26 protein-coding genes and 2 tRNA genes are annotated in these 24,759 nt (G+C 31.7%); 11 read left to right on the forward strand and 17 right to left on the reverse strand.

Annotation, left to right across the window (positions count from 1 at the left end):
- The first annotated feature begins 2 nt into the window (after window positions 1-2).
- On the forward strand, window positions 3-833 hold the full coding sequence (locus ACY2IJ_RS14120; protein ID WP_476726568.1) for an IS3 family transposase: 831 nt from the start codon (window positions 3-5) through the stop codon (window positions 831-833).
- A 51-nt stretch (window positions 834-884) separates the two neighbouring features.
- On the opposite strand, the gene ACY2IJ_RS14125 is transcribed toward ACY2IJ_RS14120, so the two are convergent.
- From ACY2IJ_RS14125 to ACY2IJ_RS14155, 7 genes are all read right to left on the reverse strand, one after another.
- Window positions 885-1,316 (reverse strand): hypothetical protein, encoded by a 432-nt coding sequence (locus tag ACY2IJ_RS14125; RefSeq protein WP_476724963.1) that lies wholly within the window; start codon window positions 1,314-1,316, stop codon window positions 885-887.
- A 62-nt stretch (window positions 1,317-1,378) separates the two neighbouring features.
- Entirely contained in the window at window positions 1,379-2,578 is a 1,200-nt protein-coding gene (locus tag ACY2IJ_RS14130) for an alanine dehydrogenase (protein ID WP_476724964.1), read from the reverse strand.
- A gap of 31 nt (window positions 2,579-2,609) precedes the next feature.
- On the reverse strand, window positions 2,610-3,014 hold the full coding sequence (gene tsaE / locus ACY2IJ_RS14135) for a tRNA (adenosine(37)-N6)-threonylcarbamoyltransferase complex ATPase subunit type 1 TsaE (RefSeq protein ID WP_476724965.1): 405 nt from the start codon (window positions 3,012-3,014) through the stop codon (window positions 2,610-2,612).
- Between the two features lie 20 nt (window positions 3,015-3,034).
- Window positions 3,035-3,430 carry a hypothetical protein gene (locus tag ACY2IJ_RS14140; RefSeq protein ID WP_476724966.1) on the reverse strand — a complete coding sequence of 132 codons (396 nt, stop codon included), beginning with the start codon at window positions 3,428-3,430 and terminating at the stop codon, window positions 3,035-3,037.
- Between the two features lie 65 nt (window positions 3,431-3,495).
- Window positions 3,496-3,578, reverse strand: a tRNA-Leu gene (locus tag ACY2IJ_RS14145).
- A gap of 118 nt (window positions 3,579-3,696) precedes the next feature.
- A complete protein-coding gene (locus ACY2IJ_RS14150) occupies window positions 3,697-5,154 on the reverse strand; it encodes an NAD-dependent succinate-semialdehyde dehydrogenase (RefSeq protein ID WP_476724967.1) in 1,458 nt (485 codons plus the stop codon).
- A gap of 197 nt (window positions 5,155-5,351) precedes the next feature.
- Window positions 5,352-5,424 (reverse strand) — tRNA-Lys (locus tag ACY2IJ_RS14155).
- Between the two features lie 102 nt (window positions 5,425-5,526).
- On the opposite strand from ACY2IJ_RS14155, the gene ACY2IJ_RS14160 reads away from it, so the two are divergent.
- Entirely contained in the window at window positions 5,527-6,036 is a 510-nt protein-coding gene (locus ACY2IJ_RS14160; RefSeq protein WP_476724968.1) for a shikimate kinase, read from the forward strand.
- Between the two features lie 4 nt (window positions 6,037-6,040).
- Here ACY2IJ_RS14160 and ACY2IJ_RS14165 read toward each other — a convergent pair whose 3' ends face one another.
- The gene (locus tag ACY2IJ_RS14165) at window positions 6,041-6,541 is read right to left on the reverse strand and encodes a phosphoribosyltransferase family protein (RefSeq protein ID WP_476724969.1); all 501 of its coding nucleotides are present in this window, start codon (window positions 6,539-6,541) and stop codon (window positions 6,041-6,043) included.
- Window positions 6,542-6,551: 10 nt separating this feature from the next.
- Entirely contained in the window at window positions 6,552-6,938 is a 387-nt protein-coding gene (locus ACY2IJ_RS14170; protein WP_476724970.1) for an RNA-binding S4 domain-containing protein, read from the reverse strand.
- Between the two features lie 71 nt (window positions 6,939-7,009).
- Here ACY2IJ_RS14170 and ACY2IJ_RS14175 point away from each other — a divergent pair, with 71 nt between their 5' ends.
- Window positions 7,010-7,630 carry an FKBP-type peptidyl-prolyl cis-trans isomerase gene (locus ACY2IJ_RS14175; protein ID WP_476724971.1) on the forward strand — a complete coding sequence of 207 codons (621 nt, stop codon included), beginning with the start codon at window positions 7,010-7,012 and terminating at the stop codon, window positions 7,628-7,630.
- A 50-nt stretch (window positions 7,631-7,680) separates the two neighbouring features.
- On the opposite strand, the gene ACY2IJ_RS14180 is transcribed toward ACY2IJ_RS14175, so the two are convergent.
- On the reverse strand, window positions 7,681-8,205 hold the full coding sequence (locus tag ACY2IJ_RS14180) for a DUF1697 domain-containing protein (RefSeq protein WP_476724972.1): 525 nt from the start codon (window positions 8,203-8,205) through the stop codon (window positions 7,681-7,683).
- A 95-nt stretch (window positions 8,206-8,300) separates the two neighbouring features.
- Here ACY2IJ_RS14180 and pta point away from each other — a divergent pair, with 95 nt between their 5' ends.
- The 4 genes from pta to ACY2IJ_RS14200 all read left to right on the forward strand — a co-directional run bounded on the left by pta (window position 8,301) and on the right by ACY2IJ_RS14200 (window position 13,377).
- Window positions 8,301-10,394, forward strand: coding sequence for a phosphate acetyltransferase (gene pta, locus ACY2IJ_RS14185; protein ID WP_476724973.1), 2,094 nt, complete (start codon window positions 8,301-8,303; stop codon window positions 10,392-10,394).
- A gap of 3 nt (window positions 10,395-10,397) precedes the next feature.
- Complete coding sequence (locus ACY2IJ_RS14190) at window positions 10,398-11,588, forward strand: acetate/propionate family kinase (RefSeq protein WP_476724974.1); 1,191 nt, start codon at window positions 10,398-10,400, stop codon at window positions 11,586-11,588.
- A gap of 114 nt (window positions 11,589-11,702) precedes the next feature.
- Window positions 11,703-12,383 (forward strand): Crp/Fnr family transcriptional regulator, encoded by a 681-nt coding sequence (locus ACY2IJ_RS14195; RefSeq protein ID WP_476724975.1) that lies wholly within the window; start codon window positions 11,703-11,705, stop codon window positions 12,381-12,383.
- Window positions 12,384-12,444: 61 nt separating this feature from the next.
- Window positions 12,445-13,377: a hypothetical protein gene (locus tag ACY2IJ_RS14200; RefSeq protein WP_476724976.1), complete on the forward strand. Its 933-nt coding sequence runs from the start codon at window positions 12,445-12,447 to the stop codon at window positions 13,375-13,377.
- A gap of 155 nt (window positions 13,378-13,532) precedes the next feature.
- Here the strand turns inward: ACY2IJ_RS14200 and ACY2IJ_RS14205 are convergent, their stop codons facing one another.
- The 5 genes from ACY2IJ_RS14205 to thrS form a co-directional block, all read right to left on the reverse strand.
- Window positions 13,533-14,225, reverse strand: coding sequence for a TerC family protein (locus ACY2IJ_RS14205; protein WP_476724977.1), 693 nt, complete (start codon window positions 14,223-14,225; stop codon window positions 13,533-13,535).
- 86 nt (window positions 14,226-14,311) lie between these two features.
- Window positions 14,312-14,656 carry a 50S ribosomal protein L20 gene (gene rplT, locus ACY2IJ_RS14210; RefSeq protein ID WP_476724978.1) on the reverse strand — a complete coding sequence of 115 codons (345 nt, stop codon included), beginning with the start codon at window positions 14,654-14,656 and terminating at the stop codon, window positions 14,312-14,314.
- 160 nt (window positions 14,657-14,816) lie between these two features.
- On the reverse strand, window positions 14,817-15,014 hold the full coding sequence (gene rpmI, locus ACY2IJ_RS14215) for a 50S ribosomal protein L35 (protein WP_167189369.1): 198 nt from the start codon (window positions 15,012-15,014) through the stop codon (window positions 14,817-14,819).
- A 104-nt stretch (window positions 15,015-15,118) separates the two neighbouring features.
- The gene (gene infC / locus ACY2IJ_RS14220) at window positions 15,119-15,637 is read right to left on the reverse strand and encodes a translation initiation factor IF-3 (RefSeq protein ID WP_476726569.1); all 519 of its coding nucleotides are present in this window, start codon (window positions 15,635-15,637) and stop codon (window positions 15,119-15,121) included.
- Window positions 15,638-15,723: 86 nt separating this feature from the next.
- On the reverse strand, window positions 15,724-17,667 hold the full coding sequence (thrS, locus tag ACY2IJ_RS14225) for a threonine--tRNA ligase (protein ID WP_476724979.1): 1,944 nt from the start codon (window positions 17,665-17,667) through the stop codon (window positions 15,724-15,726).
- Window positions 17,668-17,857: 190 nt separating this feature from the next.
- Here thrS and guaA point away from each other — a divergent pair, with 190 nt between their 5' ends.
- Window positions 17,858-19,390 (forward strand): glutamine-hydrolyzing GMP synthase, encoded by a 1,533-nt coding sequence (gene guaA / locus ACY2IJ_RS14230; protein WP_476724980.1) that lies wholly within the window; start codon window positions 17,858-17,860, stop codon window positions 19,388-19,390.
- A 154-nt stretch (window positions 19,391-19,544) separates the two neighbouring features.
- The gene (locus tag ACY2IJ_RS14235) at window positions 19,545-21,680 is read left to right on the forward strand and encodes a LysM peptidoglycan-binding domain-containing protein (RefSeq protein ID WP_476724981.1); all 2,136 of its coding nucleotides are present in this window, start codon (window positions 19,545-19,547) and stop codon (window positions 21,678-21,680) included.
- Here the strand turns inward: ACY2IJ_RS14235 and ACY2IJ_RS14240 are convergent.
- A complete protein-coding gene (locus ACY2IJ_RS14240; protein ID WP_476724982.1) occupies window positions 21,672-22,673 on the reverse strand; it encodes an NAD-dependent epimerase/dehydratase family protein in 1,002 nt (333 codons plus the stop codon). The genes ACY2IJ_RS14235 and ACY2IJ_RS14240 overlap by 9 nt on opposite strands.
- A gap of 64 nt (window positions 22,674-22,737) precedes the next feature.
- On the opposite strand from ACY2IJ_RS14240, the gene ACY2IJ_RS14245 reads away from it, so the two are divergent.
- Together ACY2IJ_RS14245 and ACY2IJ_RS14250 are read left to right on the forward strand one after the other, a co-directional pair.
- Window positions 22,738-23,310, forward strand: coding sequence for a 5-formyltetrahydrofolate cyclo-ligase (locus ACY2IJ_RS14245; RefSeq protein ID WP_476724983.1), 573 nt, complete (start codon window positions 22,738-22,740; stop codon window positions 23,308-23,310).
- A complete protein-coding gene (locus tag ACY2IJ_RS14250; RefSeq protein WP_476724984.1) occupies window positions 23,300-23,950 on the forward strand; it encodes an HD domain-containing protein in 651 nt (216 codons plus the stop codon). Before ACY2IJ_RS14245 ends, ACY2IJ_RS14250 begins: the two co-directional genes overlap by 11 nt.
- A 98-nt stretch (window positions 23,951-24,048) precedes the next feature.
- Here the strand turns inward: ACY2IJ_RS14250 and ACY2IJ_RS14255 are convergent, their stop codons facing one another.
- Window positions 24,049-24,720 (reverse strand): SCO family protein, encoded by a 672-nt coding sequence (locus ACY2IJ_RS14255; RefSeq protein ID WP_476724985.1) that lies wholly within the window; start codon window positions 24,718-24,720, stop codon window positions 24,049-24,051.
- Between the last annotated feature and the right edge of the window lie 39 nt (window positions 24,721-24,759).

Below are 24,759 nucleotides of genomic sequence, written 5' to 3' on the forward strand. Positions count from 1 at the left end.
TCATAAATGAGTTAAGGCATAAGCATGATTTGTCGGTATTGTTACATCATGCAAAGATGGCTAGAAGTAGTTTTTATTATCATTTACAAAAAAGTAAAGAGCCTGATAAATATGAATTTATAAAAAGGTTTATTACTCAAATCTACCATCAACACAAAGGTAGATATGGTTATAGAAGAATCACTTTAGTACTAAACAACAGAGGGATTATCATCAATCATAAAACAGTATTAAGACTAATGAAGTCCATAGGGTTAAAATCTTTGATTAGAGTTAAAAAGTATCGTTCTTACAGAGGAAGTCAAGGTAAAATAGCTCCCAATATACTTAAACGGAATTTTAAGGCTTCTAAAACCAATCAAAAATGGGCTACAGATATTACAGAGTTTAAAGTTAAAGGTCAAAAACTTTATTTGTCTCCAATTATTGATTTATGTAGTAGAGAAATCATTAGTTATCAAATTTCTAGGAGTCCTAATTTTAGACAAATAACTCAAATGCTGGGGAAAGCTTTTAAAAAGTATAAAGCAGCAAATGTGTTATTACATTCGGATCAAGGATGGCAATATCAAATGGAAAAATATCAGAATATCTTAAAAAAGAACAAGATGATTCAAAGTATGTCTAGAAAAGGGAATTGTTTAGATAATGCTATTATTGAAAATTTCTTTGGAACTTTAAAATCTGAGCTGTTTTATCTAAAACAATGGAACTCGATTGAGCAATTAGAAAAGGAAATTAATGAATATATTTGCTATTATAATAATGATAGAATATCATTAGCTTTAAATGGAATGAGCCCGATAAAATATCGAGCTCATATCAATAATTAATTTTTTAACCGTCCAACTTTTTGGGGGCTGTCCATATAGGCACTCCTTTTTTTATTTAATAAGTTTTACTTCTTTAAGTGTTGCAACATATTCACATCTTTCAAAAATAAAGGCAAAATCATGAGCCACAATTTGTTCTTCTATTTTTTTTCCAATACGAGCATCAATCCAATAATCTGGACAAGGTTTTTGATGAACATGGCTTTTATCTCTGTTCCATTCGCCTTTGCTTAATACATATTGAATGTCTAAAGAGTCTAAGTTGTATTGATTTAAAACTAATTGAGCGTTATTAGCTATTTTTAAGGTGTCTCTTAATTTAATTTGTTTTAACACTCTTGCATTAAAACCGTAATCAAACGTAGTTCCTTTTTGTTTGTTTATATAGGTTAAGGCTATAACACCTAAAGCCAACCCTCCTAAGTAATAACCAAATCTTCTTAATAATTTGGCATCAATTTTACTTAATAAGTCTTTTATCATTTTGTATTAATTTGTAGCTCCAAAAGTATAAAAGTCAAACGGATTGTGTAGTTCTTTAAGAGCTAAATAATCAATAAATTAATGTCTGTAAACGGAATGTGAAACCATTCTCCAACAGCTTTTTTAGTAACAATACCTTTGTACATATACATACCACTTCTAATAATTCTATCGTATTTAACGGCAGATTCAAAACCACCTTCATCACCTACGGTTAAAAGGTAAGGAGTGATAATATTACTAATAGAAATGGTTGCTGTTTTTGCGTATCTAGAAGGAATGTTTGGTACGCAATAGTGCATTACTCCATATTTAACAAAGGTAGGATTGCTGTGTGTTGTAAGCTCAGAGGTTTCAAAACAACCTCCTCGGTCTATACTTACATCAATAACAACAGCCCCTTCTTTCATTACAGAAACCATGTCTTCTGATACAATAATAGGAGCTCTGGTTTTTCCTTTAATGGCTGCAATAACAACATCGGCTCTCATTAATGCCTTTTCTAAGGCTTTGTGATGTATGGTAGAAGTGTATACAGGAATATTTAAATCTTGTTGTAGTTGTCTTAGTTTGGTAATGGAGTTGTCAAAAACTTTAACACTTGCCCCTAATGCTTTGGCAGATTTTGCAGCAAATAATCCTACGGTACCAGCACCTAAAATAACTACTTCACAAGGAGGTACTCCACTAATGTTACCTAACAATCTACCCGAACCACCATTTTCTGCATTCATCAATTCTGATGCAATTAAAATAGAGGCTGTACCTGCAATTTCACTTAACGATTTTACAATAGGGTAGCTGTCGTGCTCATCTTTAATGAAATCAAAAGCAATGGCAGTAATTCTTTTATTAGCTAAAGCTTTAAAATATTCTTTAGATTGTGTTTTTAATTGCAATGATGATACTAAAAAACTTTGTGGAACCATGTACTCAATTTCTTGTAACGATGGTGGAGATACTTTTAAAATTAAATTACACTCAAACACTTCTTTGGTGTTGTAACTTATTTTAGCTCCTGAATCTGCATATTCTTTATCGGTAAAGTTAGAGGCCAATCCGGCTCCTGTTTCTAGTATAATTTGATGTCCTTGCAAAGTCATAGCCGCAACAGCATCTGGAGTAAGGCAAACTCTTTTTTCTTCGTGGCAAGTTTCTTTAGGGATTCCTATAAATAAATCTCCTTTTTTAGGAGTTATTGCCAAACGTTCTTCTTGAACATGAAATTCAATTTTACCAAATGCAGCTATACGTTTCCCCATAATTTACAACTAATCAAAACAAGTAATAGGTTTATTTAAGGCACAAAGTTCTAGTATTGTTAGAATTGGTCTTAATGGTAATTACCTGCGCATCTAAAGGTAGTAAATTTTCTACATTCTCGGGCCATTCTATAAAAGACCATCTATTGTTATATAGGTAATCTTCAATCCCCATATCATAAGCTTCGTTTTCATCTTCTATGCGATAGAAATCAAAGTGATATAAAATATCATTTGTATTGGTTTCATATTCATTAACCAAAGCAAAAGTAGGAGATGAGCTAATAGTACACCCTAATTGATGAGCTAACTCTTTAATTAATGTAGTTTTACCAGTTCCCATGGTTGCATAAAACAAAAGGGTTTTGCTTTTGGTATGCTTTAAAATTTGTTGTGCTGTTAAAGACAGCTCGTTTAAAGAATAGGTGATTTCCATTTTTAGATTGTAAAAAAGAATTATTTTTTTTCAAAAACATAATCCATATAATACACTTTAGATTTTTGATCAATTAAATGATAGCCTTTTTCTTTCATAAAGTTTATAAAATGGGTATTGTTTTCAAATTTAACATCTTCACCCTTTTCATCTACAATATACAGGTAGGCAAGGTGTGGGTTTTCTTTGGTTCTAGGAAGTTCTTTTCGGGCTACAAAATGAGGTTTTTTGCTATGTGAATGCAAACTAATTTTAAAAGTAGTGTCTTTTAAAGTATCTGTTTTCTTTTCTAATTTATTTTCTTTAAGATTAATTACGGTAATGGTTTTGGTTAAAATTACAGATGTTTTTTGATTTGTTTTATTAAAACAAGACACTAGAATTAAAGAAATGAACGTTAAAATAATTTTTTTCATCTTACATTTTTAAAGTTAATAAAATCACTTTTTTAAAACCTGTGTAATACAATTTTAAATAAAAGTGCACCTAACTGGATTCGAACCAGCACGTCCATAGGACACTACCCCCTCAAGATAGCACGTCTACCAATTCCGCCATAGGTGCTTTTAGGTAATGACCACAAATATCTTTAATTTAATTGAATTTTGCGTAAGTTTTTAAATACATCGCAAAAAAATAGGGAATCTATTTGATTCCCTATTTTTATAATGATGTTTTTCTTTTAAAGAATTGCGGTAGATACACGTTTTTTTACCAAGTAATCATCTAACGCTAAATGAGAACAATCGTGACCAATTCCACTATTTTTAATACCACCATGCGGTAAGTAAATGGCATATTTTACTCCGTTTATTTGTATTTCTCCAAATTCTAATTCCTCTGTAAATCGTTCAATTCTACTATGGTTATTGGTAAAAATATAAGAAGCTAGTCCAAAATCTGTATTGTTAGCTAAGGTTAGCACTTCATCATCCGATTCAAAACTTAAAATAGCAGCTACAGGTCCAAAAGTTTCTTTGTTAAACAAATCCATATCTTTTGTAACTCCAGAAATTACGGTAGGTTCTATCCAGTTTCCGTTTTCTGGTAAATTTTCAGGAATTTTACCTCCATATTCCAAAGAAGCTCCTTTGTTAACAGCATCTTGTATTAGGTCAAACATTCTGTCTCTGTCTGCACGAGCCACCATTGGTCCCATAAAAACATCGGGGTTTTCTTTAGTACCAAAACCTATTTTTAATTCAGAAGCTCTTTTTACGTAGGCTTTTAAAAATTTATCATAAATATTTTTGTGAACAAATATTCTATTAGCAGCAACACATATTTGTCCAGCATTTCCAAATTTTAGCCCAATGGCTAAATCTAAAGCTTTGTCAAAATCTGCATCTTCAAAAACAATAAAAGGAGCATTTCCACCTAACTCCATTCCTAATTTTTTAATAGAGGTTGTGCTGTCTGCAATTACACGTTGTCCGGTAGCTGTAGATCCAATCATGGTTAATACGGCAGGAATTTTACTTTTTGTCATGGTGGTAGCAACTTGACTACTAGGCCCAGATAAAATATTTACAACTCCTGCAGGAAAATTAATACTGTGTAGAATTTCTCCAATCATGTAACTTGATAAGGGAGATAAAGCAGAAGGCTTGATAATGATAGAACACCCAGCGGCTAAAGCAGGACCTAGTTTAAAGCCTACATTTAACAAAGGAAAATTCCATGCCAAATAGGCAACCGCAACACCAGCGGGTTTTGCGATCATTTTATGAGTATGTGTGTTTTCATAATCTGGAATTTGCTCATCTCTTAGGTTTTTCATGGCATTAGGATACCAATCTAATGCATTTACTACGGCTTCTATATCTTCTGCAGCACCTGCATACGTTTTTCCCATTTCATGAACCATTGCTGTTTTTAGTTCGTGTTCTTTTTCTAAGACAGCTATTCTTAGTTTTTGCATCCATTCAGTTCTTTCAGCTAAAGATAGTTTGGACCAATATTTAAATCCTTTTTGGGCTGCAATTAAAGCTTTTTCAGCATCTTCTTTTCCAGCTTGTGCTACTTCTGCAATTGTTTCTCCAGTAGCAGGACAAATAACGGCAGCTCTTTTTTTGTTTTCAGCATCAATTAAGGCACCGTCAATGTATAATTTTTTATAACCAAAGTTTTCAGTAATCATATATTTTACGTTTGCTACAAAGGTACTATTTGTAACTATTGCTTTTTGGTACTCAATAGTCAATTTATGGCTGTATTTTTACCATTTGTGTAAAATAAATCAAAATGAACCTTATACAAATTATAGTATAAAAGAAACTATTTTTGTTGGTTTGGTGGGGAAAAGAAAAAGCCTAACTAAAAATAGTTAGGCTTTTGTGACCGGGCTGGGGCTCGAACCCAGGACCCTCTCCTTAAAAGGGAGATGCTCTACCAACTGAGCTACCAGGTCAATGAGGGGGCAAATATAAAGCTTTTTTTAAATGCTGAAAACTTTTTTTAGCTTGTTTTTTTCTTTGATATTTGTTGAATCTAATTTGAAATGCATAAAAACATGAAACTGATTCTTTTAGGGTATATGGGCTGTGGTAAATCTGCCATTTCTAAAGCACTATGTAATCAATTAAATTACAAAAGAATTGATTTGGATGATTATATAGAAGAAAAAGAACAAATGTCTATAACCCAAATATTTGAAACTAAAGGAGAAATTTATTTTAGAAAAGTAGAAACAGCTTATTTGTTAGAACTGTTAGAGTTAGATGAAGATTTTATATTGTCTTTAGGTGGAGGTACCCCTTGTTTTGGAAACAATATGGAATTGGTCAATCAACATGCAACATCGGTTTACTTAAGTGCAAATATTCCTACATTAGTTGCCAGATTATTGCCCGAAAAAAGCAAAAGACCTTTAATAGCAAGAATAGAAGACGATGATTTGCCAGAGTTTATTGGAAAACATTTGTTTGAAAGAAGACCTTATTATTTACAAGCAAAAATAGCAGTATCTGTAGATCAAAAATCAGTGTTTACTATTGCTAAAGAAATAGTTTCAGCTTTATAAGTTCTTAACACAAGTAGGCAATAGCATTGTTTTCTTGACTAAAATCTACTTCTATGTGTTCTTGTAAAGAGGTAGATAAAGATAAGCCTTTAAAATCTGCTTTTACAGGATATTGTTTGTGGTTTCTGTTCACCAAAACAGCTGTTTTAAAAGAAGCTAAAGGAACGTGTAAAAAATGTTTTACTCCGTAAATTAAGGTTTTACCAGAGTTTAAAACATCATCAACCAAAACTATATTTTTGTTTTCATATTCTTTTTCAGAAATACTGGTTGTAATTTCTGCTAAAGGATTTTTTTTGTCTAAATAAAGCTCACATAAAGTTATTTTAAGGTCGCTAATTTCTTCTAAATGCTTTTTTAAGTGTTTAGAAAAAATAAACCCATTTCCATTTATTCCAGCTAAAATAATTTCATCAGTCTCACAATTACTTTCCAAAATTTGAAAAGCAATTCTTCTTGTTTTTTGAGTGATTTCTTTATGGTTTAATATAATAGACTTGTTCATGGATATGAATTTAATTTTCATTGTCAAAAATACCATTTTCTTGGTATTCATCTAAATCTCTTCGGTCTTTTTTGCTAGGCCTACCGGTTCCTTTTTTTCTGTAATAATCTTTTGCAAACTTTAACATATCTTCACGTTCAAAAGCCTCTTTTGGAGTTGTGTCTTTTCTATATAAGTCTACTAATTTGGCACCTACTCTGTTAGGAGGAATGTCTAAAACCTCTAACTGATAGTTGATTTGATTTTTACGAACAATTAATTTTTCGCCAATATAAACTTCTTTTGAAGGTTTGGCATTAACATTGTTAAGTTTAACATGACCTTTTTTACAAGCTTCGGTAGCTAAAGATCGAGTTTTAAACATTCTAATCGTCCACAAGTATTTGTCAATTCTCATTGGTAATTTATACGTGATTCTTTTGGCTAAGATATGAAAATTGTAAATTGCGGCTTGAAAAACAATAGATAATGAATTTTAGAAAAATAATAGTAGCTGCTTTTGCAGTATTAGTGGTTGGATGTCAGGAAGATACAGAGGTGTTTGATCATGCTGGACAATATAAAAAAGAGAAAGTAGAAATAGAAAACTATTTGGCTACTCATTATTATAGTACAGACAGTGGTCTGTTTGAAGATTTGGTAGAAGGGGAAACATCTTTGGCTGAGGATACCAATTTAAAAGCAATCACAACCAACTATATAAATATTGATTACACCATGTATACTTATGAAACTGTTGAGGGAACAGGGGAAAGTCCAGATGCTGATGATATTGTAAATATAGAATATGAGTTGTTGTCTTTAGAAAACGAATTGTATCAAGAAAACAAGGTAAACGATGCTTTTTTAGATTTAAGCTCTGTAATTCCAGGTTGGCAAATTGGATTGCCTAGTTTTAAAGAAGGTGAATCTAATGAAGATGATCCAACTTTACCAAGACAATATAGCAACTCTGGAGAGGGATTAATGATTGTACCATCTGGTTTGGCTTATCAAAATTTTGGAAGTGGTTTAATTTCTGAAAACGAAACGTTGATATTTAAAATTGTATTAAGATCTGTAGGTAAAGTAGGAGATGATGAAGAATAAAACAGTAAGTATATACACATAAAAAAAGCTCCAATTTATTGGAGCTTTTTTTATGTATTGGCCATGGCAATTAATTTATGAACCGTATTCCAGTTTCGGGTAGTTGCTGTAGTTTTTAATAGTTTTTCTATGCTGTTGTTATTCAATTTAGAGCTGCTGTATGTTGTGTTGTAACATATATGTATGATTTCAGAATTAATTTGGTAACGATCATTCCCAAAATCTTTTTCTTTAAATGCATTAAGATTTTTATATCCGTTTCGCGTAAAAACAAAGTAATTCCTTTTTTCCATTTTTTGAAAAGGATGACTGTTTACTAGCTCTATAAAATGCTCTAAATGATATGAAAAAACATCAATACTGTATTTGTAATTTGTACTTATAATTTCTTTTATAATTAATGAAATAGCTCTTGAATCAATAAGATTACTTTCTATTACAAAATTTCCACTTTGTATATAACTATTAACTTTTGTAAATTCATCAACATTGGTTAAAAGAGAAACAAAATCTTTCATAACAATTTTGTTTTTACCAGCCACATTTATTCCCCTTAAAAGCACTATGTATATCATATCAATTTAAACAGTATTTTTTTTTAAAAGTATGACATATATTATGTTATTTAGAATAATGATGTATTATTTTTGTTTAAAACTATAGAACTATTATGAGTAAAGCTATTTACATTGCTGCTTCACATTCTAACAGTGGTAAATCTATTGTAACCCTTGGTTTAATGCGATTGCTGTTAGGGAAAACTACAAAAGTAGGATATTTAAAACCTATTATTACTATTGGAAAAAATCAAAAAGACTTTCATATAGAGACTATTTTGTCTCACTTTGATTTGGATATTGATTACAAAGATGCCTACGTGTTTACAGGCAAAGAAGTGATTACTAAAAGAAATCAAGGAAAAAGCGGAGAAATTATAGATACAATTATCAAACGCTACAAAAAAATGGAATCTAAATACGATTTTGTTTTGGTAGAAGGAACAGATTTTGAAGGAGATGCCACCTCTTACGAAGCAGAATTAAATGTAATGATTGCTAAAAACTTAGGAATTCCTGCCTTGATTATTAGCAAAGCTAAAAAAGGAATTTCTGTTCATGACTTAATAGAAAATACCAAACTAATTTACGATACGTTTATCAACGACCAAGTAAATGTATTGTCTGTTGTTGTGAACAAAGCTAATAAGAATCATAAGGAAATGATTGAAAGTCATTTGAACAACATACTTCCAAAAGCTGTTGTTAAATCGGTTATTCCTTATTCTAACAAATTATCTAGCCCAACGGTAGCAGAAATTGTAAGAGAATTAAATGCAGAGGTTTTGTTTGGAGAAAATGGTTTGAACAATCCTATTAGTGCCTATGGAGTTGGAGCCATGCAGTTAAGAAATCATTTAGAGCATTATGTAGACAACTATTTGGTGGTAACACCTGGAGATAGAGCCGATATTATTTTAGGTTCTTTACAAGCAAACAGTTCTAAAAACTATCCAAAAGTATCTGGAATTGTATTAACAGGAGGTTTAAAACCAGAAAAAACAATTTTAAAATTAATTGATGGTTTGTCTGATGTTGTTCCAATTTTATCTGTAAAAACAGGAACTTTTGAAGCGGCCACAAATGTAGCCAATGTACAAGCACAAATTTACTCAGAGAACACCGATAAAATTTTAGCATCGCTTAGAATTTTTGATAAATACGTTCCTACAGAAGAATTAACCAATGCACTCATCAAATTTAAAGTAAATGGAATGACACCAAAGATGTTCCAATACAATATGATTGATAGAGCTAGTAAAACCAAAAAAAGAATTGTATTGCCAGAAGGAAACGATCCAAGAATATTAGAAGCAGCAGCTATGTTGGCTACGCTTAATATTGTTGATATTGTTCTGTTGGGTAGCTTAGATGAAATTAAAGAAAAAGCAGAAAAAAATGGAGTGGTGCTTAATTTTGATAAAATTAAAGTAATCAACCCAATAGAATCTGAGTATTTTGAATACTTTGCAAATACCTTATACGAATTAAGAAAACACAAAGGAATGAACTTAGATATGGCCAAAGATACTATGACAGATGTGTCTTATTTTGGTACCATGATGGTTCATAAAGGAATGGTAGACGGAATGGTTTCTGGAGCTGTAAACACCACACAACACACCATTAGACCAGCTTTACAGTTTATTAAAACAAAACCAGGAGTGTCTGTAGTTTCTTCTATCTTTTTTATGTGTATGGAAAACAGAGTCGCTATTTTTGGAGACTGTGCTATTAATCCAGATCCAACAGCAGAACAATTGGCAGAAATAGCTATTTCATCAGCAGATTCAGCCGCTAATTTTGGTATAGAACCAAGAGTGGCTATGTTGTCTTACTCTTCAGGTTCATCAGGAAAAGGAGCTCAAGTAGACAAGGTAAGAACTGCTACAGAAATTGTAAAAGAAAAACGTCCAGATTTAAAAATAGAAGGACCTATTCAATACGATGCTGCTGTAGATGCAGGAGTAGCAAAAAGTAAAATGCCAAATTCAGACGTGGCAGGAAAAGCAACTGTTTTGGTTTTTCCAGACTTAAATACAGGAAACAATACGTACAAAGCAATACAAAGAGAAACCGGAGCATTGGCTATTGGTCCTATGTTGCAAGGATTAAATAAACCTGTAAACGATTTAAGTAGAGGTTGTACCGTAGACGATATTTTTAACACCGTAATCATTACCGCTATACAAGCACAAGAATTATAAAATATGAATGTATTAATTATCAACTCAGGGAGTTCATCTATTAAATATCAATTGATTGAAATGCCTGCAGAAAAAGTAGTTTGCGAAGGTTTAATAGAACGTATTGGAATAGGGCAAGAAAATTCAAATTTTGTGTACAAACCTGTTAACGGTGATGAAATTAAAATAGAAGGAGCAATTGCAGATCACAAAGAAGGTTTGTCTTTATTAGTATCTCATTTGTTTGATGAAAAAGTAGGAGTAATTGCCAAAAAAGAAGATTTACAAACTATTGGACATAGAGTTGTACACGGAGGAAGTTTGTTTGACAAAGCAGAAATAGTAACTCCAGAGGTAAAAGCAGAAATTAAAGAGTTGTTTTCTTTAGCACCTTTACACAATCCGGCACATTTATTAGGAATTGAAGTTTGTGAAGATTTATTTCCACAAGCCAAACAAGTAGTAGTGTTTGATACAGTTTTTCATCAAACCATGCCATCAAAAGCTTACAAATATGCATTGCCTAAACAGTTGGCAGAAGAGAAAAAAATTAGAGTTTATGGTTTTCATGGAACCAGTCATAAATATGTTTCAGAAAAAGCCAATGAATTTTTAGGAACAACACAAACCAAATTAATAACTCTACATATTGGAAATGGTGCTTCTGTGTCTGCTGTGCAAGACGGAATTTGTGTAGATCATTCTATGGGGTTTTCACCAACTACAGGGTTGGCTATGGGAACTCGTACTGGAGATATAGATCCTGCAGTTATTGTACATTTGGTTAAAAACTTAGGGTATTCTGGGGAAGAAGTAAGCGATTTAATCAACAAACAAAGTGGTATGTTGGGAATGACAGGTTATTCAGATTTTAGAGATTTGGTAAGTCAATCAGAACAAGGAAATGCCGATTGTAAAGAAGCTTTGGAATTATACGCATATAGGGTAAAAAAATACATTGGTGCATACACAGCAGCTATGAATGGTTTAGATGCCCTTGTTTTTACTGCCGGAGCGGGTGAAAACTGTATTGAAATTAGAGAGTTGATTTGTAAAGAATTAACGTATTTAGGTATTGAAATAGATGAAGATTTAAACAACCAAAGACCCAAAAAACTAACAGAAATTCAGGCTAAAAACTCCAAAGTAAAAATTTTAATTATCCCTACTAACGAAGAGTTAGAAATAGCAAAACAAGCTTACGAACTAGTATAGGTAGTTTGTAATTAAATAAAAATCTAAACCCTCTATTTTATTGATAGAGGGTTTTTTGTGTAATAAAGTTATGTTTTGTACGACTTATAAGATGCTAATTATTACCCTAAACACATGTCTCAACATTTTTGGTTTATAGAAAATGTAAATCTATTTGGGAAACTTTGCCCTCACAAGTTTAAAGAATATGCATCATGTCATCAGTTTATAGATTTTAAAAAGAACGATTATGTTTATTTCTCGTCAGATAGAGCTAACAAACTCTATTTAATTCAATCAGGAAAAATAAAAGTAGGGTATTATACTTCTGATGGAGATGAAGTTGTTAAAGCCATTTTAAGCAAAGGACAAGTGTTTGGAGAAAAAGCATTGTTAGGTCAAGATACCAGAAGTGAATTTGCACAGGTGTTAAACAATACAACCACAGTTTGTCCTATTGAGGTAACTACCTTGCATGATTTGATGAGAGACAATCAAAATTTTGCTTTAAATATTTATAAGTTCATCAATTACAGAATAAAAAAATTAGAACGAAGGTTAGAGATTTTAATGTTTAAAGATTGCAAAACAAGAGTTGTAGAATTTCTTATAGATTTGTCTAAAGATTTTGGAGTGCCTAACCCAGCTAACAGAACCATAGAAATAGAACATCCATATACACAAAAAGACATTGCTAATTTGATAGGAGCTTCTAGACCCAGTTTAAATATTATTTTAAATGAATTGAAAGAGCAAGGACAAATAGAATTTACCCGAACTAAAATTATTTTAAAAAAAGAGCTTAGTGTTAGCTAGCTAACAAAACAAAAAAAGAATCTATTCTACATTTGATTTTATAATCAAAAATCAATTTAAGATGAATAAGAATTTTTTTACTGCCGGTGTTTTGACATTGGCAATGTTGCTTGGCTCTTGTAACAATGATGATGATAACAAATCTGTAGTAGAAAGCGCTAACAATTTAGAGTTATCTATAAACGGATTGTCAAATTTAGGAAGTGATTTTGTTTACGAGGGTTGGATCATTGTAAACGGAAGTCCAATATCTACAGGAATATTTACTGTAAACGAGAAAGGAGAGTGGTCTGCAAATTCTTTTAGTGTAGATGAATCAAGTTTAGCAACCGCTACCAATTTTGTATTATCCATAGAGCCTAAAGTAGATTCAGATCCAGCACCATCGGCAACAAAAATTTTAGTAGCAAAATTTTCTGGAAATTCAGCGAGTGTTGTAGCAACTACCATTCCTGGAATTAATAGTAATGGAGATGGTGAATTTTCTGGAGCTTGGGGAAACTATTTTTTAAGAACTCCAACAGATGAAACAGGAACAAATAATGGAAATGATGAATACGGAATTTGGTTTGGAACTCCTGCAGCACCACCAACAGCAGGTTTAGGAGGTATGCCAGAATTAGAAACTACCTCGGGGTGGAGGTATGAAGGTTGGGTTGTTGTTAATGGAACACCAATTTCTACAGGAACTTTTACCAGTTTTACAGAAGCAGATGCTTCTAATCAATTTAGTGGTGCCGAAGCAAATGCTGGTCCCCCAATTCCAGGTGAAGATTTTTTATTAAATGCACCTACTGGAATAGATTTTCCTTTAGATGTTAGAGGGAAAACAGCTGTTATTTCTTTAGAGCCTTATCCAGATAACTCTCCAGCTCCTTTCTCTATAAAACCTTTAGTAGGAGTAGTAAGTGAGACAGCAGAGTTGGCTCCTACAGTTCATAATTTAGAAACCAATTTATCTAGTTTTCCTACAGGAACTATTGTTAGAAAATAAAATATCCTAAAGGGGGAGTAGTAGTTCTAGTGATTTTATAACTGATAAGGATCCTTTTAATTGTCAGCAAGATTTAGTTTTTCTAAGAACAACAATACAATATTATAAACTATAAAAAAGCTCGATAGAATTTCTATCGAGCTTTTTGTTTGGGTTTATTTTTTAACCGTTTTAATTTGTATTAAATCTACTAAAAAGGCAAATAACATAGAAAAGTAAATGTATCCTTTAGGAATTTCAAAATGCAATCCTTCACCAATTAAAGAGACTCCAATCATCATTAAAAAACAAAGAGCTAAAATTTTAAAAGAAATATGTTTATTGATAAAATTTACAATGGGTTTAGATGCAAAAATCATAATTAAAACACTAATAATTACAGCAGCATACATAACATATAGGTTTGTAACCATTCCTACAGCGGTAATTATAGAATCAATAGAAAAAACAATGTCTAGAATTAAAATTTCAATTAACAAATTGGCAAATGTTGGATTCTTAATTTTCTTATCAGATTTTTGAACATCAGTTTCTGTGTGATGAAATATTTCTGAACTAGCTTTGTATAACAAGAAAATTCCACCAATTAGCAAAATAATGTTCTTACCACTAAAGCCTAATCCAAATATTGAAAATAATTGATTGTCTAGTTTTAAAATCCAAGACACAACAGTAAGCAAACCAATTCGCATTACAGCAGCCAATCCCAATCCAATAACACGTAGTTTGTCTCTTTTCTCTTCAGGAAGTTTATCTGTAAGTATAGAAATAAAAATAATATTGTCAATTCCTAATACCACTTCTAAAAACACTAATGATATTAAGGGGATAATGATTTCTTGTAGCATGGTTTCAATTTTTTGCTCAAATGTAATAAATTAAAAAACCCTCTAACAAGTTAGAGGGTTAAATATAAGCAAGATGTTGTTTAAAATTATTTTACTTTTTCGACGATGGCCTTAAAAGCTTCTGGGTTGTTCATAGCTAAATCTGCTAAAACCTTACGGTTTAACTCAATGTTGTTAGCTTTTACTTTCCCCATAAACTGAGAATAAGACAATCCATGTAAACGTGCACCCGCATTAATACGAGTAATCCATAAAGCACGGAAAGTTCTTTTCTTGTTTTTTCTATCACGGTAAGAGTAAGACATTGCTTTCTCAACCGCATTTTTTGCTACTGTATAAACGTTTTTACGTCTACCAAAGTAACCTTTTGCTTGCTTCAAGATTTTTTTTCTTCTTCTTCTTGAGGCTACTGAATTTACTGATCTAGGCATAATTTCAATGTGTTTTGTAGTAAGGCCATTTACAATCTACAATTTTCAATTTTCAATTAGCAATACGATGATTCTAATTGTTGTATTGTCCACTGTATAATTGTTAATTGTTATTTGCCCACTCCATGGTTAATAATTTAATATTCCCTGTAAACTTAAATTACTTTAAGTTTAACATGTTTTTAATACTCGCTTCGTCGTTCTTGTGAACTAAACCGTCGTGAGTTAATTTTAATTTACGCTTTTTAGACTTCTTTGTTAAGATGTGACTTTTAAAAGCGTGCTTTCTTTTTAATTTTCCAGTTCCAGTTACTTTGAATCTCTTCTTAGCACTAGATTTTGTTTTTAATTTAGGCATCTCTAATTAAGTTTTAATTCTTGCTTATTCTTTTTTAGTACAGAGTACACAGTATTGTGAACAAAGACGTTTTTTATTTTTAATAGTAGTTTAAAATTTGCTCACTACTTTTTAACCTTAGGGGCAATAAACATAATCATACGTTTACCCTCTAATTTTGGCATTTGTTCTACTTTACCATATTCTTCTAATTCTTGAGCCAATTTTAATAATAAAATCTGACCTTGATCTTTAAATATAATAGAACGACCTTTAAAGAATACATATGCTTTTAATTTAGCACCATCTTGTAAAAACTTAATAGCATGTTTCTTTTTAAATTCATAATCATGCTCATCAGTCTGAGGTCCAAAACGGATTTCTTTTACGGTTACCTTAGTCGCTTTCGCTTTCATAACCTTATCACGTTTCTTTTGCTCGTACAAGAATTTCTTGTAATCTATAATTTTACAAACAGGAGGAACCGCTTTAGGAGAAATCTCTACTAAATCTAACTCTTGTTCTCTTGCAATCTGCTTGGCTTTTGCTATAGGATATACACCTATTTCAACATTTTCACCAACCAAACGAACTTCATCCACGTAACGAATGTCGTTGTTGATTCTGTGTGGATTTTCTTTAATTACTCTTGCAGGTCCTTTTGACCTTCTTCTTTTAATTGCTATGGCTCTATATTTTTACTCTTGTATTGCTACAAGAAAATTAAACTCTATTTAAATGGTACTAGTGCTTTGGTTATTTCATCAGATATGTGTTTGATGAAGTTTTGTATAGAAAAAGTTCCTAAGTCTCCTTCTCCATGTTTTCTTACAGAAACACTTTGTTCTCCTTCTTCTTTTTCTCCTACAATAATCATGTAAGGAACTTTGCTAACCTCTGCATCTCTAATCTTTCGACCTGTTTTTTCATTTCGGTCGTCAATTAGCGTGCGAATTTCGGAATTTTCTAGCAATTCTGAAACTTTTTCAGCATATTTCTGATATTTCTCACTGATTGGTAGGATGATAACTTGTTCTGGCATTAACCAAAGTGGAAAATTACCTCCGGTATGTTCTAGTAATACTGCAATAAAACGTTCCATAGATCCAAATGGAGCACGGTGAATCATCACAGGTCTGTGGTCTGCGTTGTCCGACCCTTTGTAAGTCAAATCAAAACGTTCTGGTAAATTGTAATCTACCTGAATGGTTCCTAATTGCCAACTTCTTCCTAAGGCATCCTTAACCATAAAGTCTAACTTAGGACCGTAAAATGCAGCTTCACCTGTTTCTACAACATAATTTAATCCTTTTTCTTTGGCTGCGTTTATAATTGCATTTTCTGCTTTGTCCCAATTTTCATCAGAACCAATGTATTTTTCTGGGTTTTCCGGATCTCTTAAAGATACTTGTGCTGTAAAGTCTTCAAAACCTAAAGAACCAAATACATACAGTACCAAATCAATTACATCTTTAAATTCTTGATCTAATTGGTCTGGGGTACAAAAAATGTGAGCATCATCTTGTGTAAAACAACGTACACGTGTCATTCCGTGTAATTCTCCACTTTGCTCATATCTATAAACAGTACCAAATTCTGCATAACGTTTTGGTAATTCTTTATAAGAATAAGGTTTGTAATTAAAAACTTCACAGTGGTGCGGACAGTTCATAGGTTTTAACAAGAACTCCTCGTCCATTTTTGGAGTTTTGATAGGTTGAAAACTATCTTCCCCATATTTTTCATAGTGACCAGAAGTAACATATAATTCTTTCTGCCCAATATGTGGTGTCATTACCATTTCGTAACCAGCTTTCTTTTGTGCTTTTTTTAAGAAATCTTCTAAACGAGATCTTAAAGCAGCTCCCTTAGGCAACCATAAAGGCAATCCTTGACCTACTTTTTGAGAAAAAGTGAACAATTCTAATTCCTTACCTAGTTTACGGTGGTCACGTTGTTTTGCTAATTCTAACAATTCTAAATATTCCTTAAGCAGTTTAGCTTTTGGAAATGAAATTCCATAAATACGTGTTAATTGAGGATTCTTTTCATCACCTCTCCAATAAGCACCTGCAGCACTCATTACTTTAACAGCTTTTAAAATTCCAGTATTAGGAATATGACCTCCACGACATAAATCTGTAAAATCATCATGGTCGCAAAAAGTAATTTCTCCGTCATTTAAGTTTTCAATCAACTCAATTTTAAACGGATTGTTTTCTTCTTTGTACTTTGCCAAAGCATCAGCTTTAGAAACTTCACGTAACGTAAATTCGTGCTTACCTCTAGCCAATTCTAAGAATTTAGCTTCAATTTTAGGAAAATCATTTTCAGATACTTTGTGGTCTCCAAAATCAATATCGTAGTAAAAACCATTTTCAATAGCTGGTCCAATGGTTAATTTTACACCAGGATATAATTTTTGAATGGCTTGTGCTAGTACGTGTGCAGAAGAATGCCAAAAAGCTTTTTTTCCTTCTGGTTGGTCAAACGTATATAAGGTTAAATTACCGTCGGTGGTTAATGGGGTTTTGGTTTCAACGGTTTGTCCATTAAAGCTTGCAGAAATTACATTTCTGGCTAAACCTTGGCTAATGCTCATAGCCACATCCATTGGAGTACTGTTTTTTTCGTACTCTCTTACACTTCCATCGGGTAAAGTAATATTAATCATTATAGATATTTTTTTGCTGAGCAAAGATAGGGTATTAATTGTAAGTTTAAAACAAACAAAATTAAAGTTTCAAAACCTTTTTATATAAGTTAAGTTGCATGTAATGGTATGTTTTAGAGGTTGTTAAAATTGAATGTGATTCTTTGACTTTTAAATTTTTAAATCATTGAATAAAAAGTTACTTTTGCGCATGCAACAAAAAGTACTTATTCTAGATTTCGGATCTCAAGTTACGCAGCTGATAGCTCGTCGAGTGAGAGAATTGAACATTTATTGTGAAATTCACCCATACAACAGCGAAAAATATAATTTTGCTGACTACAAAGCAGTTATTTTATCAGGATCTCCACATTCAGTTCGAGGAGAAAATGCTCCTAAAATTGATTTATCAGAGGTAAAAGGTAAAAAACCATTATTAGGTATCTGTTATGGAGCTCAATACTTAGCACACTTTTTTGGTGGTGAAGTAGGAGCATCAAATACCAGAGAATATGGTAGAGCCAATTTATCTTTCTTAGACCACACCAATCCTTTATTTGATGAAATTAAAGAAGGAAGTCAAGTTTGGATGAGCCACTCTGATACTATTTTAAGTTTACCAGATAATTATGAATGTATTGCAAGTACTCCAGATGTAAAGAATGCAGCATATCATATTAAAGGAGAAGATACTTATGCAATTCAATTTCATCCAGAAGTATATCATTCTACAGATGGAACTAAATTGTTAGAAAACTTTTTAGTAAAAATTGCAGGAGTTGCTCAAGAATGGACACCAAATAACTTTGTAGAAACTACGGTTCAAGAAATTAAAGACAAAGTAGGAAATGATAAAGTTGTTTTAGGATTGTCTGGTGGAGTAGATTCTACCGTAGCGGCTGTGTTATTAAACAAGGCTATTGGAGACAATTTGTACTGTATTTTTGTGAACAATGGTTTGTTACGTAAAAATGAGTTTGAAAGCGTATTAAAACAATACGAGGGAATGGGCTTAAACGTAAAAGGTGTAGATGCTTCTGAAAGATTCTTAAAGGAATTAGAAGGATTGTCTGATCCTGAGTTAAAACGTAAAGCCATTGGAAAAGCATTTATAGATGTTTTTGATGCAGAAGCTCATTTGATAGAAGATGTAAAATGGTTGGCACAAGGAACTATTTATCCTGATGTAATTGAATCTGTTTCTGCAGATGGAGGACCCTCAGCAACTATAAAATCTCATCATAATGTAGGAGGTTTACCAGACTTTATGAAATTAAAGATTGTGGAGCCTTTGCGTATGATTTTTAAAGATGAAGTTCGTAGAGCAGGAAAATCTATGGGAATTGATCCTGAATTGTTAGGACGTCATCCTTTTCCAGGACCAGGATTGGCAATTCGTATTTTAGGTGATATTACCGCAGAGAAAGTAGCCATGTTACAAGAAGTAGATCATATTTTTATTCAAGGATTAAAAGATCACGGATTGTATAATTCTGTATGGCAAGCTGGAGCTATTTTATTACCTGTACAATCTGTAGGAGTAATGGGAGATGAGCGTACATATGAAAAAGCAGTTGCTTTACGTGCAGTAGAATCTACCGATGGTATGACTGCTGATTGGGTAGATTTACCTTATCCTTTTTTACAAGAAATATCAAACAAAATTATAAACAGTGTGAAAGGAGTAAACAGAGTCGTTTACGATATTAGCTCTAAACCACCTGCAACAATTGAGTGGGAATAAATTTATAAGACAAAATAAAAACACCAACCTATATAATAAGGTTGGTGTTTTTATTTGTATCTGTTTTAAAGTTCAGAGGTTTGTTTTTAACTTTTGATGGTCCTTATATTTGGTATAATATATGTAATATTGTGTTTTGAAAATGAATTCCTATATGAAACGAGTATTTAGAGTTTTTAGTTTAATGTTTATGGTAATGAGCCTTTCTTTATCGGCACAAGAACTAAAAGAATATAAAGTTAAAAAAGGAGAGTCCTTAAAAGATATTGCAGAGAAATTTGACGTGAGTTATAGCGCATTGTTAAAAGCAAATCCAGAAATTCCTAAAAAGCCTAAGAAAAAAACAATAGTAAAAATTCCATCAAGAAAATTTAAAGCTGTAAAGCATCCTAAAGATGAAAGAGCAGATGTAAGAGGAGGTTTTTTTAGCACAACAAACTCATCTAAAGATTCTATTGTTACACACATTGTAAAGCCTAAAGAAACATTGTATAGTTTGTCTAAACAATACAATATAACAATGTCTAGTTTAATTAAACAAAATCCTGTTTTGGCTGTTGATGGGTTAAAGATTGGTCAGGAATTAACAATTCTGTTTCAAGCACCAGAACCATTAGTTTTAAAAGTAAACACACACACAGTGGCACCTAAAGAAACTTTGTATGGGATTTCTAAAAAATATGGAGTTAGTATTCCTGAATTAAAAAAAGCAAATTCAGAACTTTTAGCAGAAGGTTTAAAATTGGGAACGGTATTAAAAATTCCAGCACCATCAAAAGAAATAGCTCCAAATAAACATATTATAAATCAAGGAGAAACATTGTATAGTGTTTCTAGAAAATATGGTATTAGTGTTGCCGAGTTGTTGGCCGTAAATGATACTGTGGTTGCAGATAGTTTGGTAATAGGGTCTGTGTTGGAATTGCCAACTAAAGTAATTACAAAAGTTACTACAAGTACTGTGGCTCCTATTTACAAGAGAACTCCTTTAACTTATACTTACCAACAAGGAGATTCAATAGAAACAGTGTTAGAGGAATTAGGAGTTAGTAAAGATTCTTTAAAATCCATCAATCCTAGCTTTGATTCTATTTTAGAAAACGGAGGGAATTTATTGGTGGGATTAAAAAAACAACATGTTTTGTTTGAAGATCATCAATGGTTTAAAGACTCTGTGGTGGTAGATAAAGTTATAAATACCATGATTATGTTGCCTTTTGATTTTAAAAAGAACGATACACTAACACAAGAAGTGTTGTTTGCAAATCCTAAAGGGTTGCCAAGTATTGTTTCTGATTTTTACATGGGAGCAAAAATGGCTATTGACTCACTACAAAAACAAGGAGTTAAAATTAATGTATCGGTTGTTGATACTGAAAAGTCTGTAGATTCAATTCATAAAAAAATAGAATCTATAAAAGCGTTGAATCCAAATTTAATTATAGGTCCGTTGTATACAAACAATACCATGTATGTAGCTACACAATTTCCATCGGTTCCGGTGTATTATCCTATTTACTCTAAAAAACAAAATAGATTTAGAAACAGTAATATTATTAAAACGACAACTCATAGAGATTTGTTTGAGAAAGAGGTACTTGCTTTTATTAAAGAAAATAGAAAAGGAGAACACTTAATTATTGTAGGTGATAATCAGAATATAGCTCAGTTAAGAGCTTATCAAAAAACATTAGTAAAAAGAGATAGTCTAGGAAATGCTATAGAAGGAGATGTAACACTTTTAACATTGTCTAAAGGATACATTTCTAGACAAGATTTTTTGGCAAAATTAAAATTAGAACAAGCCAATTGGGTTTTAATAGCAGAAAATAGCAACGTAATAACTGCCGATGTGTTTAATAACGCAAGATTAGTACCTAAAGAGAAAGATACATTGTTGGAAACCCCTTTAAGAATATTGTCTTTTGAAAAATCGGAGTATGCTAATAAAATATCATACGAAACATTGGCAAAATATAAATATACTTACGCAACTGATGAGGTAGAGTATATAGCTGTTAAAAACAAAAGTTTTGAGAAAGCGTATTTGCGTATGAACAATGCATATCCTAGTGATTATGCTATAAAAGGATTTAATGTAACGTACGATGCTGTTTTAAGAACTATAAAAGGAAAAAAAGCTAAAGATGTTTTTGGAGCTTCGCATAGATACAAACAAGCTTTTTATTATGTTAAAAACGGTGTTCCAGTAAAAGAAAATCAATCGGTGTTTGTAAATGCAGTAGAAAACAACAAACAAGAAGGTTTAAAAATTATTAGACTAAGGTAGTTTAGAACAAATTTCCTGAATCACATTATCAAAAGGAGTGTAACTAAAATTGGTTACGCTCTTTTTTATAGCATCACCCTTGTAATATCTTTTTTTGTGTGCAGCACGAGCGCTGTATTTGTTTAGTCCAAAATTAACAATTCCAAAAGTTAAGGCAGTAATAAAATTATTCAATCTCCATGTAATTTCTGTAGCTATTCTGCCTGCTTTGTATTTTGGAGGATGTACATTTAAATGTTTGGCAATTAAGTCAAAAATAGATTTGTAACTACGGTTTTCTGCAACCAGTACAAAACGTTTGTTATAAATAGTACTATTCATTAGTGTTACCATAGCGTTTACAACATCTTGTACAGCTACAACACCAACAATTCCTAAGGTGTAAAAAGAAAGTCCTTTTTTTATTTTTTTAAATAATTGACTAGAGTTTACGTTCCAAGCTCCAAATCCAAAAATAACACCAGGGTTTACAATTACTACAGGTATTCCTTCTTGAGATGCCCTCCAGACTTCCATTTCAGCTCCGTACTTGGTAATACTGTAATCGCTATGATCACCTTCTGGATTCCATTCACAATCCTCATCAATAAAGTCAATACCAGGAGTTTTAGCAAGCGTAGCTATGGAACTAACATAGCAAAGTTTCTGAATCTTGTTTTGAATGCACAAGTTTACAATATTGGCAGTTCCTTCTATGTTTATTTTTCTTAATTGCTCTCTATCTTTTGTGTTAAAAGATACTTTTGCTGCAGCATGATAAACATGTGTAATTCCTTTAAAAACAGCTTCTAGTTCAGGAATATTAATAATGTTAGCTTTTTTCCAGATAATGTTTTGATAGTTTGTTGTGTTACCATACAATTCAAAAATTTCTTTGGTTGTGTTTTGTGTTTCTTTAGTTCTATAAATAGCCACTACTTGGCTGTTTGTTTTACATAAATTGTATAACAAATGTGCTCCTACTAAACCTGTACCTCCTGTAACTAAAATCATAACTCGAAAATAATCAATTTTAGGTGATTATAATTGTTAATTTTGTTTTTCAAAGTTTTTTAAAATGATTAAAAACGAATTAAGAAAAAAGTACAAAATACTAAGAGCCTCCTTGTCAGAAGAGGATATTACAGCTAAAAGTATGGCAATAGCCAATCAGCTTTTAAAATTAGATATTTGGGATAAAACCTATTATCATTTATTTTTAAGTATTGCCAATCAAAAAGAAATAGATACAGAGCAAATTTTACATATTTTATTTGCTAGAAATAAAGAGGTTGTTGTTTCTAAATCAGACTTTAAAGAACATACACTATCTCATGTTTTATTAACAGAAAACACAAAATTAGCGGTAAATTCTTATGGAATTCCAGAACCACAAAACGGATTGTCTGTGCCAGAAAATAATATAGACGTGGTCTTTGTTCCTTTGTTAGCATTTGATGAACAAGGAAATAGAGTAGGCTATGGAAAAGGTTTTTACGATGATTTTTTAAACAAATGCAAACTAAATGTTTTAAAAATAGGATTGTCTTTTTACAAAGCAGAACCTCAAATTACAGACGTTTACAAAGGAGATGTTCCTTTAGATTATTGCGTAACACCCACCCATATATACAATTTTAATGAACAATAACTTAATAGAAAACACCATATCTTTTGTAAAAGAACAATTAAAAAACGCAGAAGGTGGTCACGATTGGTTTCATATAGAAAGAGTTTATAAAAATTCTTTATCTATTGCTAAAACAGAAGTTTGTAATCTACAAATTGTAGCTTTAGGAGCGTTGTTGCATGACATTGCTGACTCTAAATTTCACAATGGAGATGAACAAGTAGGCCCCACAATAGCAAAAGAGTTTTTAAAAGCACAATTGGTAAGTGATGAGGTGATAGAGCACGTGGTAAAAATTATAGAAAACATTTCTTTTAAAGGAGGAAAAGTACAGCAAAACTTTCATTCAAAAGAATTAGATATTGTTCAAGATGCAGATAGATTAGATGCTATTGGAGCCATAGGAATTGCAAGAGCATTTAATTATGGAGGTTTTAAAAATAGAGGAATGTACAATCCTGAAATAGCTCCAAATTTACACATGACCAAAGAGGAGTATAAAAAAAGTACTGCACCAACCATCAATCATTTTTATGAAAAGTTGTTGTTGCTAAAAAATAAAATGAATACCCAAACAGGTAAACAAATTGCAGAAAAAAGACATCAGTTTATGGAAATGTATTTAGAGCAATTTTACAAAGAATGGGAAGGGAGTTTGTAAGGAGTTAAATTATGTTACGACCTAATAAATGTTAAGCAACTGCTTAACTTTTTCATAGCAATTTTTTCCTCCGGTATCTTTTTTAGGTGCCGGAGGTTTTATTTTTCCTCTAAAAGTAAATAAATATCTTTTTTAGCTTGTTCTATTTCTTGTTTATTGGTTCCGTCATAAAAACCTCTAATTCGTTTTTTGGTATCTACTAAAATAAATTGCTCTGTATGAATAAAGTCTTGGTCTCCTCCATCACCTTCATCTAAAACTGCAAAATAATTTTTACGGGCCAATTTGTAAATTTCTTTTTTAGCCCCAGTAGTAATATGCCATTTTCCAGAAACCGCACCATGTGCATTGGCATACGTTTTTAAAACAGGAACACTATCCATAACTGGAGTTACAGAATGAGATAAAAATTTAACCATAGGAGTGTTTATAAATTCTTGTTGTAAAATAGCCATATTGTCAGTCATTATAGGACAAATGGTTCCGCAACGTGTAAAAAAGAAATCGGCAACATAAATTTTGTGATCAAAGTCAGCTTCAGTAACCGTTTTACCATCCTGATCTGTTAAAGTAAAAGAACCAATAGTGTGATTTTTAGATTTGTTTAGCAAACTTTCATCTACCAATCTAGGATTAATATCTATAGGGTTATATATTGGCAAAGATTTTGCTCTGCTGTTTAAATGATATAAATAAGAAATAATAATAACAGACAATACACCCATGGCTATAAAGGTGTATTTAGACTTGGCAAAAAAGTTTGATTTCATGCTAAAAATTTTATCAAAGTTACAAAGCATTTTAGAAAC

The organism is Wenyingzhuangia gracilariae (assembly GCF_056387575.1).

Excerpts from the sequence above, each read along its gene's own strand:
- ACY2IJ_RS14125 (WP_476724963.1), bottom strand. The coding sequence starts at position 1,316 with ATGATAAAAGACTTATTAAGTAAAATTGATGCCAAATTATTAAGAAGA.
- ACY2IJ_RS14130 (WP_476724964.1), bottom strand. The coding sequence starts at position 2,578 with ATGGGGAAACGTATAGCTGCATTTGGTAAAATTGAATTTCATGTTCAA.
- tsaE (WP_476724965.1), bottom strand. The coding sequence starts at position 3,014 with ATGGAAATCACCTATTCTTTAAACGAGCTGTCTTTAACAGCACAACAA.
- ACY2IJ_RS14140 (WP_476724966.1), bottom strand. The coding sequence starts at position 3,430 with ATGAAAAAAATTATTTTAACGTTCATTTCTTTAATTCTAGTGTCTTGT.
- ACY2IJ_RS14150 (WP_476724967.1), bottom strand. The coding sequence starts at position 5,154 with ATGATTACTGAAAACTTTGGTTATAAAAAATTATACATTGACGGTGCC.
- ACY2IJ_RS14160 (WP_476724968.1), top strand. The coding sequence starts at position 5,527 with ATGAAACTGATTCTTTTAGGGTATATGGGCTGTGGTAAATCTGCCATT.
- ACY2IJ_RS14165 (WP_476724969.1), bottom strand. The coding sequence starts at position 6,541 with ATGAACAAGTCTATTATATTAAACCATAAAGAAATCACTCAAAAAACA.
- ACY2IJ_RS14170 (WP_476724970.1), bottom strand. The coding sequence starts at position 6,938 with ATGAGAATTGACAAATACTTGTGGACGATTAGAATGTTTAAAACTCGA.
- ACY2IJ_RS14175 (WP_476724971.1), top strand. The coding sequence starts at position 7,010 with ATGAATTTTAGAAAAATAATAGTAGCTGCTTTTGCAGTATTAGTGGTT.
- ACY2IJ_RS14180 (WP_476724972.1), bottom strand. The coding sequence starts at position 8,205 with ATGATATACATAGTGCTTTTAAGGGGAATAAATGTGGCTGGTAAAAAC.
- pta (WP_476724973.1), top strand. The coding sequence starts at position 8,301 with ATGAGTAAAGCTATTTACATTGCTGCTTCACATTCTAACAGTGGTAAA.
- ACY2IJ_RS14190 (WP_476724974.1), top strand. The coding sequence starts at position 10,398 with ATGAATGTATTAATTATCAACTCAGGGAGTTCATCTATTAAATATCAA.
- ACY2IJ_RS14195 (WP_476724975.1), top strand. The coding sequence starts at position 11,703 with ATGTCTCAACATTTTTGGTTTATAGAAAATGTAAATCTATTTGGGAAA.
- ACY2IJ_RS14200 (WP_476724976.1), top strand. The coding sequence starts at position 12,445 with ATGAATAAGAATTTTTTTACTGCCGGTGTTTTGACATTGGCAATGTTG.
- ACY2IJ_RS14205 (WP_476724977.1), bottom strand. The coding sequence starts at position 14,225 with ATGCTACAAGAAATCATTATCCCCTTAATATCATTAGTGTTTTTAGAA.
- rplT (WP_476724978.1), bottom strand. The coding sequence starts at position 14,656 with ATGCCTAGATCAGTAAATTCAGTAGCCTCAAGAAGAAGAAGAAAAAAA.
- rpmI (WP_167189369.1), bottom strand. The coding sequence starts at position 15,014 with ATGCCTAAATTAAAAACAAAATCTAGTGCTAAGAAGAGATTCAAAGTA.
- thrS (WP_476724979.1), bottom strand. The coding sequence starts at position 17,667 with ATGATTAATATTACTTTACCCGATGGAAGTGTAAGAGAGTACGAAAAA.
- guaA (WP_476724980.1), top strand. The coding sequence starts at position 17,858 with ATGCAACAAAAAGTACTTATTCTAGATTTCGGATCTCAAGTTACGCAG.
- ACY2IJ_RS14235 (WP_476724981.1), top strand. The coding sequence starts at position 19,545 with ATGAAACGAGTATTTAGAGTTTTTAGTTTAATGTTTATGGTAATGAGC.
- ACY2IJ_RS14240 (WP_476724982.1), bottom strand. The coding sequence starts at position 22,673 with ATGATTTTAGTTACAGGAGGTACAGGTTTAGTAGGAGCACATTTGTTA.
- ACY2IJ_RS14245 (WP_476724983.1), top strand. The coding sequence starts at position 22,738 with ATGATTAAAAACGAATTAAGAAAAAAGTACAAAATACTAAGAGCCTCC.
- ACY2IJ_RS14250 (WP_476724984.1), top strand. The coding sequence starts at position 23,300 with ATGAACAATAACTTAATAGAAAACACCATATCTTTTGTAAAAGAACAA.
- ACY2IJ_RS14255 (WP_476724985.1), bottom strand. The coding sequence starts at position 24,720 with ATGAAATCAAACTTTTTTGCCAAGTCTAAATACACCTTTATAGCCATG.